This is a genomic window from Pedobacter sp. PF22-3, from assembly GCF_026239555.1.
In the GTDB taxonomy this organism is placed as follows: domain Bacteria; phylum Bacteroidota; class Bacteroidia; order Sphingobacteriales; family Sphingobacteriaceae; genus Pedobacter.
In genome coordinates this window covers 45,398-60,198 of record NZ_JAPIVP010000006.1, presented here as the reverse complement: position 1 = coordinate 60,198, position 14,801 = coordinate 45,398, and the positions used below count along the sequence as shown (strand labels likewise).

Sequence of the window (14,801 nt, the reverse complement as noted above, 5' to 3'; positions counted from 1 at the left end):
TATGTGCTGCTTGGGTTACTAGAGCGCACAAAATCAAGGCTTAAAATGCAGTAAAACATCAACGGAGCGATGTTTATGATCATCGCTCCGTTAATGTACTTCATTTATAAATTTTCCTAATATCCAGGATTTTGTTTTAATGTACCTTTACTTCTGTCAATCTGATCCTGAGGTAAAGGAAAATATTCGTCCCTGCTTTCGATGGTTATGCCTTTCAGATAATCAAAATATCCACCTTCAAAGGAGAAATAACTTTCGAGCGTTTGTTTCGCTATGCCCCAACGTACCAGATCGAAAAACCGGTGGCCCTCCATAGCCAACTCAAGCCTACGCTCAAACCGAACTGCATTTCTGGCATAGGTATCATTGGGGAATGATGTATATGGGCTTACTTTATATGCAGCAGCAGGTGCACCATTTATTTGTTGCGGGGTAATTTTTGCGGCTCGGGCCCTTACAGCATTTACAAGTACTAAAGCCCTAGGTAAGTCGCCTTTTTCTACGGCACATTCTGCAGCCATAAGGTAAACGTCACCCAAGCGGATCAGGTTTACATTTAGCCCGGTTACATTTGTAGTACCCGGTGCGGTGCCACTGGCCACCTGCGAAGCTTCTATGGTATTTTTAACGGCAACGAAAGGCCCACCATTTGAAGCATCACGAATCCAGGTATCACCTGCCATAATCCCCCAATCGCGATACGGAACACCCCTTCTGCCAATGGTCGATTCTATGCGCGGATCAAAAGGCAAGGTTTTATCCACTACGTAGTTGTCTTTTGCTGACCCAGTTAAACCAAAATCTGATTGATATGGATTGTTACGATAACTACCATCCAGTAAAGGCAAACCAGCTATATCCACTTTAAAAGAATTAGCCAGATCAATAGAAGGTTGGAAGAAACCACAGCAGTTGATCGGGGTGTTACCATAAGGAAAATTCAGGATATCGCCCACGTTACCGTTATCTCCACCAGTACCGTCGGTACCTACTGAATGCTGAACAGACATAATGGTTTCCGGACCGTCTTCCTTGGTAATATCGAAATTATCTGAATAAGGCATAGTGGTTAAGTCTGCCTTAGCCAAAATTACTGCGTTTAGAAGATCATAAGCCTCCGTATACTTTTTCTGGTATAGGTAAACTTTTCCAAGATAAGCCTGGGCAGCATATTTATCAACCCTTCCCTTTTGATTTTTAGGTTTGGTTGTCGTCAGATTATCTACGGCATATTGAAGATCAGCTATAATATTAGGATAAATATCTTTATCGTTAGGCACAAATGTACCACTGCTGGCCTCGGTAACGTAAGGCACCAATTTAAACACTCTCACTAAAAAGAAGTAATAGTGTGCGCGCAATAATCGGGCTTCACCCTGTATCTCCTTGGCCCTGGCATCGCCAAATTTGGCAGATCCATTTCCCGCCTGTAGATTGGCTAATATTTTAAGGGTATTGTTGCAACGTTGAATCCCTTCGAAACACCTGTCCCAAAGATTCGATAAATTATCGTTTGTGCTGGTTGGCGAATGTTGCTCAATGGCGTTCATAGGGGGCTGATCGCCAACGCTACTACCTTTATGGGCATTATCAGATGCCACCTCACCGAATAACCACTGGCTGGGCGCAGCGCCATAATTACCATAAGTACCATTTACATTACCGTTTAATAGGCTATACGCACCTACCAATAAACCCTCCACTCCATCTTGTGTGGTTAGCTGTGCTTCTGTTAGTTCGCCTTGCGGTTGCAGGGTCAAAAATTCTTTCTTACATGAGAAAGTTGAAAAGATCAGAAAGGAGAGCAGAATATATTTTATATGTTTCATCTTTATTCTTTTAATTAAAATCCAACATTAATACCGATTAAAAACTGACGTGGAGAAGGATAAACACCCTGATCTACTCCTGGTGCAGAAAAAGTATCTGTAATCTGGCTGACCTCAGGATCCATACCTGTATACTTCGTTATTGTAAATAAATTGGTTGCACTTACATAAACCCTCAATTTGCTGATGGGCGAATTTGCACCAAATGCCTTAGTGGTAGGAATTGAATAACCAAGCTGTATATTTTTTAACCTTAAAAAACTTCCATCCTGAATGTAATAACTTGATGAAGCAAATTCCAGATCGGATGCACCTGCATAAGCAGAAGGTATTAAACTGCTTGGGTTCGAAGGACTCCATGCATTTAACAGTCTGGTACTTTTAGCACCATCGAAAGAAGGGAAATCGGTAAAATAGCGTGTGGCCTGAAAAATATCATTGCCCTGAACGCCATAGATAAATGCAGCAATATCAAAGTTTTTATAGGAAGCATTTAAGTTTAAGCCAACAGTAAAATCAGGATTGGGATCTCCGATAATGGTCCGGTCTTTAGGATCAATTACCCCGTCGCCATTAATATCCTGATAGCGCAAACCACCAACCCTGGCACCTGCGTAAGACGGATTGCCCTGAATATCGGCAGTGCTCTGGTAAATTCCAGCTGTTTTATACCCAAAAAACGAACCAAATGGGGCACCTTCCTGCAGTACACTGGTTTGCAAACTCCTGTAATTTCCATAAATCTGGTTAAAAATACCAGGGGCTAAACGCACAATCTCATTTTTATTTTTAGAGAAATTTACACCAACATCAAACTTTAGCGGGCTGTTATCTTTGATTCCATAATGATAAGCTACATTAAACTCAAGCCCTTTGTTGCTCATATCACCGATATTCACAAATGGCGAGCTTCCTAAACCAACTACACTTGATGGTAAAGGAAGGTTATAAAGCATATCAGATGTTTTTTTGTTGTACCAATCTACCGACCCATCTATTGCACCTCCCCACAAACTAAAATCAAGTCCAATGTTCAGGGCTTTCAACGATTCCCATTTTACATCAGCATTTTGATAAGCATTCTGCCATACACCGGTAGTTAATCCGTTCGCACCACCAACAGCATATGCAGAATTGATGATAGAACTTTGGAAACGGTTAATGTACTGATAAGGTGGAATCCGCTGATTTCCGGTCTGGCCATAACCTAAGCGGAGTTTTAAATCACTCACCCATTTTATGCTTTTCATAAATTCTTCTTCCGATAATCTCCAGGCTACACTTCCTGCCGGATAATTACCGTATCTATTGTTCGGACCAAAGTTTGAAGAACCATCCCTTCTGAATGTCAGACTGGCCAGGTAGCGGTCTTTATAAGAATAATCTACTTTTCCGAATACAGAAAACAATGATCCAATGGAGCCAAAACTGGTATTGCTGATATTCGAAGAACCCGTACTCAGATAATAATAATCCTGGTTGCCCAGAATAAAGAAATCATTTCTGCCTGCATTTAGCTGGCGTGATCTGGATCTGATGGCTTCTGTACCCACCAGAACATTTAAGCGGTGCAGCTCGTTAAAAACCTTACTGTAATTCAAAGTGTTGGTCCAGGTCCATTCGGTATTGTATCCCTGGTATTCGTTCAGGTTATTAGAGTTATTGCCTTCAGAGAATTCCAGGTTTGGATAACGCATAGATAGGCCGTTAAAGTTTTCATAACGCAAGCCAAAATTGGTTCTTAATACCAGGCCTGGCAGGATATCGCCTTCAGCAAAAACATTTCCAAAGAAGAAGTTATTTTTGTTTTTATTGTCTTTTGCACGATAAAGAAAAGCGAGTGGATTTTCAGCATTTCCCAATTGGCTACCGCGGCTACCTGCAAAATTTCCGGCAATATCATACACGGGGATAATGGTAGGTATACGATAGGCCCAGCCCAAAGCACTACCCTGATCCTGATAACTTCCGGGCGTATTGGGATTAACACCAAAACCAAAGCCTTCAGAATAACTGTATTGTGCATTTTCGCCAAAACGAACGTGTTTGTTAAAAGCAGATATACTCGTATTTGATCTTAAATTATACCTTTTAAACCCGGTATATTTGATGGTTCCTTTCTGATCGAGATATCCACCTGAAAAAGCATAGGTCGCATTTTCCCCGCCACCTGTGGCGGCAATCTGGTAATTCTGTACCGGTGCCGATTCTGTAATCTCATCAAACCAGTTGGTACCTTCCTTATTTGCTCTTGTAATCTGATAGAATAAATTGGGATCGCGGCTGTAATTATATTTGGAAGGATCAGCATCAGCAGCAGTAATATCCTGACCTAATTTTGAACCTGCTACCAGGTAGTCCGGCAGTACAGGGATTGGTCCTGAACCATAATTTTTGCCAGCGGCAATTGCTTTACCAGCATTTTTATAGCCATCAAACACATACTGGGCATATTGCTGAGGATTCATCATTTCAGGAAAACTGCCTTTACGCGGAGCTTGCGTACCATAATAAGAATCGAGCGTAATCTTTGGTAATCCGGCTACTCCTTTCTTGGTCGTAATAATTACAACCCCATTATTGGCGCGTGATCCGTAAATTGAGGCTGAAGAAGCATCCTTTAACACCTGCATGCTTTCGATATCGTTTTGATTTAGCCAGGATAATTTGCCTTCAAACGGCACACCGTCAATTACATATAGCGGTTCATTGTTATTGATGGTACTGATACCCCTGATGCGGATCTGCGGCGTGGACCCGGGTGCACCATCGTTGATGATCTGCACCCCTGTAGCCTTACCCTGCAAAGCTTCTACTGCACTAGCTGCAGGTTGGGCTTTCAGCAGTCCCATACTTACAACAGCAACGGCTCCCGTCAAATCCTTTTTCCTTTGAGCTGAATAACCGGTTACCACCACTTCGGTTAAATTATTGTTTTCGGCCTGTAAAACAACAGTAATATTGATTTGTGAGCCTACTGTTACTTCTTTAGCCCCATATCCGATAAAAGAAATCACTAATACATCACCAGTTTTTGCATTTAAAGAAAATGTTCCATTTGCGTCGGTGGTGGTGCCACCAGTCCCATTCTTAATTTTGATTGTTGCACCAACAACAGGTAATTTGTCATCACTCGCAATAACTTTACCAGTGATTTTTGTTTGGGCCATTGCACCAAGTGCAAATAACATTCCCAAACACAAGAGAAGAAACCCCCTCCTGATACAGAATAAATTTTGTTTCATAGGTTTATATTGATTAGTTAATAATGCGTACTTATACTCCGATTCGATTTAGCTTGACAAACCGAACAGCACCGGTTTATTTCAATCAGTTTACGATGAAGTATTTATTAAGTTGATTTTGCCTGATTTGCCAATTTTAAGAAAAAGGCAGGCATGGAAGAAGAATGGATTTCTCCGGTAAGTAAGTAGTTTTTTCTCATAAGTAGTTGGTTAGATAAGCTTTTTAGTTGTTTTTATTTACGGTTTACATAATGGTATTTTCAAAAGTAAATAATGCATTAGTGTAAAATATACACTTAAATAAAAATAAATATACATATAAAAATAATTATACTACAAATTATAAATCCATAAAATACTAATTAAAAGTAATATGATGTAATAGTATAATCAGATCTATGTAGTATAATAATGATTGAGATCAGAAAATATATTCGTGTTACATTTTTTTTGTATCTTTGCCGCCGAAGCAGGAATAAGGGCTTGCCATTCTCAAATGGCATATTCTCTCCGCAAGTTAGTCCTTCAACAAATGATTGTTCTAGCTTCTTCAATAAATATTACATAGAAACATACATGTTATTCAAAGAATTAAACCTCATTGAGCCTATTTTAAAGGCCCTTGAGACCCAAGGTTATTCACAACCGACACCCATACAGGAGCAATCCATTCCAACCATATTAAAAGGCAAGGATTTATTAGGCTGCGCACAAACCGGTACCGGAAAAACTGCTGCCTTTGCCATCCCAATGCTGCAATTACTGCACGAAAAACACATCAATACCAAGGCCAACAAAAACATTAAAGCCTTGGTTTTAACGCCAACACGCGAACTTGCCATCCAAATTGAAGATAGTTTCAAAGCTTACGGAAGCAATTTAAATTTACGCCGTTTGGTAATTTTTGGTGGAGTAAACCAACACTCACAGGTAGAAGCCTTGAGAAAAGGTGTTGATATTTTAGTGGCAACACCAGGACGTTTATTAGATTTAATGAACCAGGGTTTCATCAGTTTAAATACCATCGAACTTTTCGTACTAGATGAAGCCGACCGCATGTTGGATATGGGCTTTATTCATGATGTGAAAAAAGTAGTAGCTAAATTACCGGCTAAACGCCAGACTTTATTTTTCTCGGCAACTATGCCAGATGAAATCCAGAAATTGGCCAATACCATTTTATCTAGTCCGACAAAAGTAGAGGTTACCCCTATTTCTTCTACAGCAGAAACCATTGTGCAGTCTGTTTATTTTGTAGATAAACCAGATAAAAAGAAATTATTGATCCATCTACTTGAAGATAAAAATATCCAGACAGCCCTTGTTTTTACACGTACTAAACATGGTGCAGACCGTATTGTTAAGGATTTGGCCCACTCCGGGATCAAAGCTGCTGCTATTCATGGAAACAAATCGCAAAATGCCAGACAAAGGGCATTAACTGATTTTAAAGATAGAAAAATACGCGTTTTGGTTGCTACGGATATTGCTGCACGTGGTATCGATATTGATCAGTTATCACATGTGTTCAATTTCGAATTGCCAAACATTCCTGAATCTTATGTACACCGGATTGGCCGTACTGGCCGTGCTGGGGCAAATGGTATCGCCATTTCGTTTTGTGATGCAGAAGAAAACGAATACTTATTGGATATCCAGAAACTGATTAAAATTACACTTCCGGTTGTAGACGATCATCCTTATCCATTAACCTGGGAAAGTATGCTGGCTAAAAACCAGGTTAAACGTAAACCACAAGCCCAATCGAAAGGCGGCGGAGGTGCTAAAAAAAGCGGCGATGGTAATATGAGCGGCAAACCACGTAATGCCAGCAACAACAGGAGATTTGGTGGAAACAGGAAAAGAGGAGATAGATAGGGTTAAAGTAGAAGGTTGGAAGGCGGAAGGTCTGAAAACCCAATATTAAAATAACTTAATAAACCCAAGTTGTAAAGTACAGTTTGGGTTTGTTTTTTTTAACCCTTGACTGAAGTTGAAGGCGGTGATTAAGAAATTAAAAAGCGTCACGTCATTCCCAACTTGATTGGGAATCTTAATGTAATAAGCTTTAAGATTCCCGCCTGCGCAGGAATGACGATACTTAATTATAAAACCCGGGTTACGAAACGTAACCCGGGTTTTATATTTCTGACTTAAGGCAAGTGCAAGGAAAACCCTCTACCCTAACCTTCCGTCCTCTACCTTAAACCACTACATTAATAATCTTCCCTTTAACGAAAATGATTTTTTTAGTAGGCTTTCCATCTAAGAATTTCAGGAATTGCTCATTAGCCATTAAAATACTTTCTACTTCCGGTTGCGCTAAAGTTAAGCTCAAATTCAGGTTCATTTTCATTTTACCATTAATGGAAACCGGATAGGCAAACTCATCTTCTACCAGATACTCAGGCTTAAATGTTGGGAAAGCCGTATATGATAATGTTCCTGCTTCGTTACCCAATAATACCCAAAGTTCTTCACAGATATGTGGTGCATAAGGCGAAAGGATAATCACCATATCTTTCAAAATCTGACGGTTTTTACATTTCAAATCCGTTAATTCATTTACCGCAATCATAAAACTGGATACAGAAGTATTGAATGAGAAGCGCTCGATATCATCCTGTACCTTTTTAATGATTTTGTGTAATGATTTTAATTCTGCCTTAGTAGGTTCAGCATCAGAGATGGTGAACTCCCACGCATCGTTGTGGAATAACCTCCAGAATTTACGCAAGAACTTAAATACACCTTCAATACCATTGGTATTCCAGGGTTTGCTTTGCTCCAACGGACCCAGGAACATTTCATACATACGCAAAGTATCAGCACCATAACGCTCAATCAAATCATCGGGATTAACCACGTTGAACTTTGATTTCGACATTTTTTCTACTTCAACGCCGCAAATGTATTTCCCGCTTTCAAGAACAAATTCGGCATTGGCATACTCTTCTCTCCACGCTTTGAATTTCGTCAGGTCTAAAGTATCGTTTTCAACAATGTTCACATCAACGTGCAATGCAGAGGTTTTATATTCTTTTCTTAAACCGGCAGATACATAAGTATTGGTAGGTTTTCCGTTTTCGTCATTAACGCGGTAAACAAAATTACTTCTACCCTGAATCATCCCCTGGTTGATCAGTTTTTTAAAAGGCTCCTCTTCTTTGGTGTAGCCCAAATCTTTCAAAAATTTATTCCAGAAACGGCTGTACAATAAATGGCCGGTTGCATGTTCAGAACCACCAATGTACAAATCAACAGCCTTCCAATATCCAACAGCTTCTTTTGAAGCAAAATCGTTGTCGTTATTGGCATCCATATAACGGTACCAGTACCAGCTGCTTCCTGCCCAACCCGGCATGGTGCTTAATTCATAGTGTCCGCCATCTTTTGGCAACCAGTTTTCGGCCCTTGCCAAAGGTGGTTCACCTGTTTCTGTCGGTAAATATTTATCAATTTCAGGAAGTAACAAAGGCAATTCTTCTTCATTTACCAAATAAGGTAATCCTTCTTTGAAATAAACCGGGATTGGCTCACCCCAGTAACGCTGGCGACCGAAAATCGCATCACGTTGACGGAAGTTTACCTTTGCCTTGCCTGCACCCCGTTCTTCTAACCAATTATTTAAAAAGGCAACCGCCTCCTTGTACTCCATTCCGTTAATAAAACCAGAGTTGATGTATTTTCCTTCTTTTGTTGGGTCTGCCTGCACATCAATATCTTTTTGTCCATCTAAAATCTGTACAATCGGCAAATTAAAGTGTTTAGCAAATAACCAGTCGCGCTGATCGCCACTTGGCACACCCATTACTGCACCTGTTCCGTAACCTGCCAATACGTAATCAGCGATCCACAACTGCACGCGCTCACCACTTACCGGATTAATTACATACGTTCCAGTAAAAGCGCCAGATACCGTTTTAGTATCCGCCATGCGGTCTAATTCTGATTTCTTTTTTGTTAAAGCGATATAATTTGCAATGTCCTCTTTTTGCTCAGGAGTGGTCAATTCTGCAACCCATTCATGTTCCGGAGCCAATACCAGGTAAGAAACACCAAAAATCGTATCTACACGGGTGGTGAAAACTTCTATATATTTTTCAGTTTTCAGTTTTGAGTTTTCAGTTTCTTCCACTGCCAACTGCGAATTGTCAACTGCAAACTTTACCGATGCCCCAACACTTTTGCCTATCCAGTTGCGTTGCATTTCTTTAATCGGTTCAGGCCAATCGATGGTATCCAAACCTTGCAAAAGGCGATCAGCATAGGCGGTAATGCGCATGCTCCACTGCATCATTTTCTTTTGCTCAACCGGGAAACCGCCACGCTCAGAAAAACCGTCTTTCACTTCATCATTCGCCAAAACCGTTCCCAATGCCGGACACCAGTTTACAGTACTCTCGCGAAGATAGGTTAAGCGGTATTTTAGTAATTCGATCTGTCTTTCTTGTTCGGTAAAGGTTGCCCAATCACTTGGCAAAAATACCCTGGTATCTTCATCGCACACCGCTTTTACATCAGCTGTACCAGATGCGTTGAATTTTTCAATCAAGGTGGTAATATCTTCGGCCCTATCGTTTTCGATGTTGTACCAGGAATTGAACAACTGCATAAAAATCCATTGTGTCCACTTATAATACGATGGCTCGCTGGTACGTACTTCCCTGCTCCAATCGAAAGAAAAACCAATCTGGTCTAACTGCCTGCGGTACGTTGCAATATTAGCCTCGGTGGTAATGGCCGGATGTTGCCCCGTTTGTATGGCGTATTGCTCTGCTGGTAACCCGAACGAATCGTATCCCATGGGGTGCAACACATTAAAACCTTTAAGGCGTTTATATCTTGAAAAAATATCTGATGCAATGTAACCTAGTGGGTGACCAACGTGTAAGCCTGCTCCTGATGGATAAGGGAACATATCTAATACATAGTATTTTGGTTTCTCAGAATTGCTTTCGGCTTTAAACGTTTGATGATCTGCCCAGAATTTCTGCCACTTTTGTTCTATTTCTTTGAATTGATAATCCATTGCAAGTTTTATATTTTTTAAAGGGGCGAAAATACGGAAATTAAGGGGCTTTAAAAAGTAGATTCAGGATAATATTTTGCCTACAGAAATGCAGAACTAGAGGAGCTTAAGGGAAAAACCTTGGCACCTTTGTGCAGTCGGATGTTACCATCTGACTTGCTATAAAATGAATCTATTATATGCGATTCAGTTTCAGTTGAGAACAACCGACACCACAGCCAACTATCAACCACAAAAAAATGCGCCATTGATCTAAAACCAATGGCGCAGCAAATAATCGGGAATTAAGATCTTATCTTGATAAAGAATATACTTTAGTTACGTTTGTTTTATCAATTTTAGCTGTAAACTCTAATTTGTTTGCAGTAATACTGTTTATTTTACAATAATTCAACCCATCGTTAATATCCATGCTAAACTGATCAGAATATATGATCACATAAGTTCCGATGGTTCTGTTTCCTGATAAACTCAACTCTACCTGATCATCATCATTTGGCTTAAAGTCAATATAATCACTTGTGGTACCATAGTTTACTGTGCCGTTTATCTTTTTTGGATCTTTTAATGTTTCTTCAGCGGTGTAGCCAGAAGTTACAATTTTATTTAATGTCCATTTACCTAACATTTGTGCTTTTAAAGAAGTACTATCTTTTTTGCATGATATAAAAGTTGAAGCGATAAGTAAGAATAGGCTCAGAATGGTAAGTTGTCTTTTCATATTTAAATTTAGTTTTAGGATATCCATAATTAACGCGGTTTTATCAAATTTCGTACCGCCTTTAGAAAAAGAATCAGATTTTCGGGAAAATTTAACCTTCAAACTAAAAGCCAATCGCATACGTTAGTATTCATTTAGCAATCATTAATTGGTGTTTATCAGGTATAATTTATATTTTCGCAGAAACAAAAATGAAATACATGGAAGAATTCGAAGTAAGTGATGCATCTAAGAAAACCAAAACCGTTTATATCTCTACTATCATCAGTATTGCATTGGTTTTATTAATGCTGGGGTTACTTGGTTTAGTACTTGTACATGCCAAAAACCTATCTAACTACGTTAAAGAAAACATTGTTTTAAACATTATTGTTGATGAAGGTGCAAAAGAAGCCGATGTTTTAGCTTTCCAAAAAGAGCTAAATGCCAACCCGGCAGTAAAGCAGACCCAATATGTAAATAAGGAACTTGCAGCCAGAAATTTAACCCAGGATTTAGGTGAGGATTTTGTTAATTTCTTAGGTTACAACCCACTAACTTCTACCTTCGATGTATATTTAAAAGCAGAATATGCAAACAATAAAAGCATAGATGCCTTAAAAACAAGTATTTCTAAAAATCCTGTAGTTAAAGAAGTGGTTTACCAAAGTTCTTTAATTGATATGGTAAACAAAAACATCAACACCATTGGTTTAATTATCTTAGCCTTTGCAGCACTATTGTTAATTATTTCTATTGCACTGATTAACAACACCATAAGGTTAGCAATTTACTCACAGCGCTTTTTAATTAAGAGTATGCAGCTGGTTGGTGCAACGAAAAATTTTATCCGACGTCCTTTCTTACTGTACGCTGCTTTGCATGGCTTAATTGCTGCATTTATAGCCATAATTATTTTATTGGCCACATTAATTTATGCCCGCAAAGAGGTGCCTGAAATTATTATTTTAAATAACTATCAGGAATTTGGTTTTGTATTTATAGGCCTTTTAATTGTTGGTATTTTTATAACAGGCATTAGTACATGGTTCGCAGTAAGCAGATATTTACGTTTAAAATCTTATCATCTTTATAGATAATGGCAGAAAAAAAAACAGGTCCGGTTGTAAAGGACGTTAAAAGCGAATTGGTTTTCACCAAAAAAAACTATCAGTTATTGTTAATCAGCATTGCAATTGTAGCAGTTGGTTTTATCCTGATGATGGGCACCACTGGTAATATTTATGATTTCAGAAGAACTTTATTGGCGCCATTGGTGGTATTGGCAGGTTTTGCTTTTGGTATTTATGCCATTTTAAAAAAATAAATTTATCCTATCGGGGCTAATATCAAAACGCTTAATTAATTGATTGAGCGTTTTCTTTATTTCCTTTCTTTCCTAAAAATATGAACGCTTTTGAAGCCATTGTCCTTGCAATTGTTGAAGGATTAACTGAATTTTTACCTGTATCGAGCACTGGCCACATGATCATTGCATCATCGCTTATGGGCATTGCATCAGAACCATTTGTAAAACTTTTCACTATTGTAATTCAACTGGGCGCAATACTTTCAGTCGTTGTACTGTATTTTAAAAGATTCTTTAAATCCATCAACTTCTATATTAAATTGCTCGTGGCCTTTATTCCCGCAGCGGTATTTGGCTTGTTATTGAGTAAAAAAATCGACGAGTTATTAGAAAGCCCTATGGCCGTTGGAATTTCGTTATTGGTTGGCGGTATTATCTTATTATTTGTAGACAAATGGTTTAATAAACCAACCATTGATGAAGAAGTGAAAATAACCTATTTAACAGCGCTGAAAATAGGTTTCTTCCAGTGTATTGCCATGTTGCCAGGTGTATCGCGTTCAGGAGCAACCATTGTGGGTGGTATGAGTCAGAAATTAAGCAGAAAAGCAGCGGCAGAATTTTCATTTTTCCTGGCAGTGCCAACTATGTTTGCTGCAACGGCAAAAAAACTCTACGATTTTTACAAAGAAGGGCACACCATTACCCACGATCAAACCAATATGTTAATTATTGGAAATGTTGTTGCATTTATTGTTGCGCTTTTGGCGATAAAAAGTTTTATCGGGTACCTGAATAAACATGGTTTCAAAGTTTTTGGATGGTACAGGATTGCCGCAGGCTTAATCATCATCATCCTCTTGCTAAGTGGACACAATTTACAGATCATATAACCTGGAAAAAAGTTTAACCACAGCTCTACAGCCAAAATCGGAAGACGACGATCTGTGAACATCCCTTTTATCTTTGGTTAAAAAAATGAAGTAAACCACATCGAATCCGTATCTTTGCGCAAAAAAGATTTGTGAGTACCGAAAATTCAAAATTCAAAGATTTCAACTTTGCTGAAGGCGAATTGCTTTTAATCAACAAACCATACAAATGGACTTCATTTGACGTGGTTGGCAAAATTCGTAATTCTTTAAAACCGCTAAAACTAAAGGTAGGCCATGCGGGCACTTTAGACCCTCTTGCTACTGGTCTGTTGATTATTTGTACAGGCAAACTGACTAAACAGATCGACACTTTCCAGGCTGAGGAGAAAGAATATACCGGCACCATGATTTTAGGAGCTACTACCCCATCATTCGATATGGAGACCGAGGTTGATGAAACATTCGATATCAATAACATTACCGAAGAAGAAATTTATGCGGCCTGCAAACCATTTATTGGCGATATAGAACAATATCCGCCTGCACATTCAGCAGTGAAGGTAAATGGCGAACGTTTATATGTAAAAGCAAGATTAGGTGAAGAAGTTGAATTACGTAAACGTTTTGTAAGCGTTCCGGAATTTGAAATTACACGGATCGAACTGCCAGAAATCGATTTCCGGATTGTTTGTAGCAAAGGCACTTACATCCGTTCATTAATATCCGATTTTGGTAAAACGCTAAACAACGGTGCTCATCTTTCTAAACTTACCCGCACCCGAAGCGGAAGCTTTTTGCTTAAAGATGCATTTGAGGTATTAGAACTTGTTAATTATATTCGTAGCAAGAAAGAAGAAGCTAAAACTGAAGCACAAGTATGAACCATATTAAAAACAGGCACACCAGGTTTATAAAAGAAATCCTTTTAATTATTGCAGGTGTAACCTCGGCATGTTTTGGCTTAAAAAGCTTTTTAATGCCAAGCCATTTCATTGATGGTGGCGTTACCGGTATTTCCCTCTTGGTAAGCACTTTAACAGGATGGAATTTATCGTACCTTATTGCCATCATCAATATTCCGTTTGTGATTTTAGGTTACAGGCAAATTGGTAAGGGTTTTGCCTTTAAAACTGCTATTGCCATTGCTGCACTCTCACTGGCGTTAATCATCCTTCCGTTTCAGCCCATTACACACGATAAGTTGCTGATTGCATTTTTTGGCGGTTTGTTTTTAGGTGGCGGAATAGGGTTGGCCATGCGCGGTGGCTGTGTAATTGATGGCACAGAGGTGTTAGCGCTTTACATCAGTAAAAACAGCATTTTAACCGTCGGCAATATCATCCTGATTTTAAATATCATTATTTTTGCTTTCGCAGCTTATTTCTTAAACATCGAAACTGCGCTTTATGCCATTCTAACCTATTTATCAGCATCGAGCACTATCGATTTCATTGTAAATGGGCTGGAACAGTATACGGGCGTAACGGTAATTTCAGACCATCAGGAAGACATCAAAGCGTTCATCATTAACGAAATGAAACGTGGTGTAACCATTTATAAAGGCGAAGGAGGCTACGGAGAAAAAAATGATATCGATATTATTTTTACCGTTGTGACCAAACTAGAGATGAGCAAATTACAAACAGCCATCAGGCAGATTGATCCGGATGCCTTTGTAATCCAACAACAAATTGCCGATTTAAAAGGCGGGGTGGTTAAACGCCATGCTTTACATTAATAACAGAAATTTGGGTATGCCCCTAAGCTATGCAAAGGGTCGGGATGGAAGCCATATCCCTCATGCAAAACCC

10 protein-coding genes are annotated in these 14,801 nt (G+C 39.1%); 6 read left to right on the top strand and 4 right to left on the bottom strand.

Features of this window, described 5'->3' with window-relative positions:
• Positions 1 to 116 precede the first annotated feature (116 nt).
• Both OQX63_RS09845 and OQX63_RS09840 read right to left on the bottom strand, forming a co-directional pair.
• Complete coding sequence (locus OQX63_RS09845; protein ID WP_265850701.1) at positions 117 to 1,829, bottom strand: RagB/SusD family nutrient uptake outer membrane protein; 1,713 nt, start codon at positions 1,827 to 1,829, stop codon at positions 117 to 119.
• 14 nt (positions 1,830 to 1,843) lie between these two features.
• Positions 1,844 to 5,074 carry a SusC/RagA family TonB-linked outer membrane protein gene (locus OQX63_RS09840; RefSeq protein WP_265850700.1) on the bottom strand — a complete coding sequence of 1,077 codons (3,231 nt, stop codon included), beginning with the start codon at positions 5,072 to 5,074 and terminating at the stop codon, positions 1,844 to 1,846.
• A 576-nt stretch (positions 5,075 to 5,650) separates the two neighbouring features.
• Here OQX63_RS09840 and OQX63_RS09835 point away from each other — a divergent pair.
• Complete coding sequence (locus OQX63_RS09835) at positions 5,651 to 6,952, top strand: DEAD/DEAH box helicase (protein WP_265850699.1); 1,302 nt, start codon at positions 5,651 to 5,653, stop codon at positions 6,950 to 6,952.
• Between the two features lie 325 nt (positions 6,953 to 7,277).
• Here OQX63_RS09835 and leuS read toward each other — a convergent pair whose 3' ends face one another.
• The gene (gene leuS / locus OQX63_RS09830; RefSeq protein ID WP_265850698.1) at positions 7,278 to 10,106 is read right to left on the bottom strand and encodes a leucine--tRNA ligase; all 2,829 of its coding nucleotides are present in this window, start codon (positions 10,104 to 10,106) and stop codon (positions 7,278 to 7,280) included.
• 292 nt (positions 10,107 to 10,398) lie between these two features.
• Positions 10,399 to 10,827: a hypothetical protein gene (locus OQX63_RS09825; protein ID WP_265850697.1), complete on the bottom strand. Its 429-nt coding sequence runs from the start codon at positions 10,825 to 10,827 to the stop codon at positions 10,399 to 10,401.
• Positions 10,828 to 11,027: 200 nt separating this feature from the next.
• On the opposite strand from OQX63_RS09825, the gene OQX63_RS09820 reads away from it, so the two are divergent.
• The 5 genes from OQX63_RS09820 to OQX63_RS09800 all read left to right on the top strand — a co-directional run bounded on the left by OQX63_RS09820 (position 11,028) and on the right by OQX63_RS09800 (position 14,728).
• Positions 11,028 to 11,906 (top strand): cell division protein FtsX, encoded by an 879-nt coding sequence (locus tag OQX63_RS09820; RefSeq protein WP_090499014.1) that lies wholly within the window; start codon positions 11,028 to 11,030, stop codon positions 11,904 to 11,906.
• Positions 11,906 to 12,133: a DUF3098 domain-containing protein gene (locus OQX63_RS09815; protein ID WP_205056188.1), complete on the top strand. Its 228-nt coding sequence runs from the start codon at positions 11,906 to 11,908 to the stop codon at positions 12,131 to 12,133. The genes OQX63_RS09820 and OQX63_RS09815 overlap by 1 nt, the downstream gene beginning before the upstream one ends.
• Before the next feature lie 80 nt (positions 12,134 to 12,213).
• Entirely contained in the window at positions 12,214 to 13,008 is a 795-nt protein-coding gene (locus tag OQX63_RS09810) for an undecaprenyl-diphosphate phosphatase (protein WP_265850696.1), read from the top strand.
• Positions 13,009 to 13,139: 131 nt separating this feature from the next.
• Positions 13,140 to 13,871: a tRNA pseudouridine(55) synthase TruB gene (gene truB / locus OQX63_RS09805; protein ID WP_265850695.1), complete on the top strand. Its 732-nt coding sequence runs from the start codon at positions 13,140 to 13,142 to the stop codon at positions 13,869 to 13,871.
• The gene (locus tag OQX63_RS09800) at positions 13,868 to 14,728 is read left to right on the top strand and encodes a YitT family protein (RefSeq protein WP_265850694.1); all 861 of its coding nucleotides are present in this window, start codon (positions 13,868 to 13,870) and stop codon (positions 14,726 to 14,728) included. The genes truB and OQX63_RS09800 overlap by 4 nt, the downstream gene beginning before the upstream one ends.
• Positions 14,729 to 14,801: the final 73 nt, after the last annotated feature.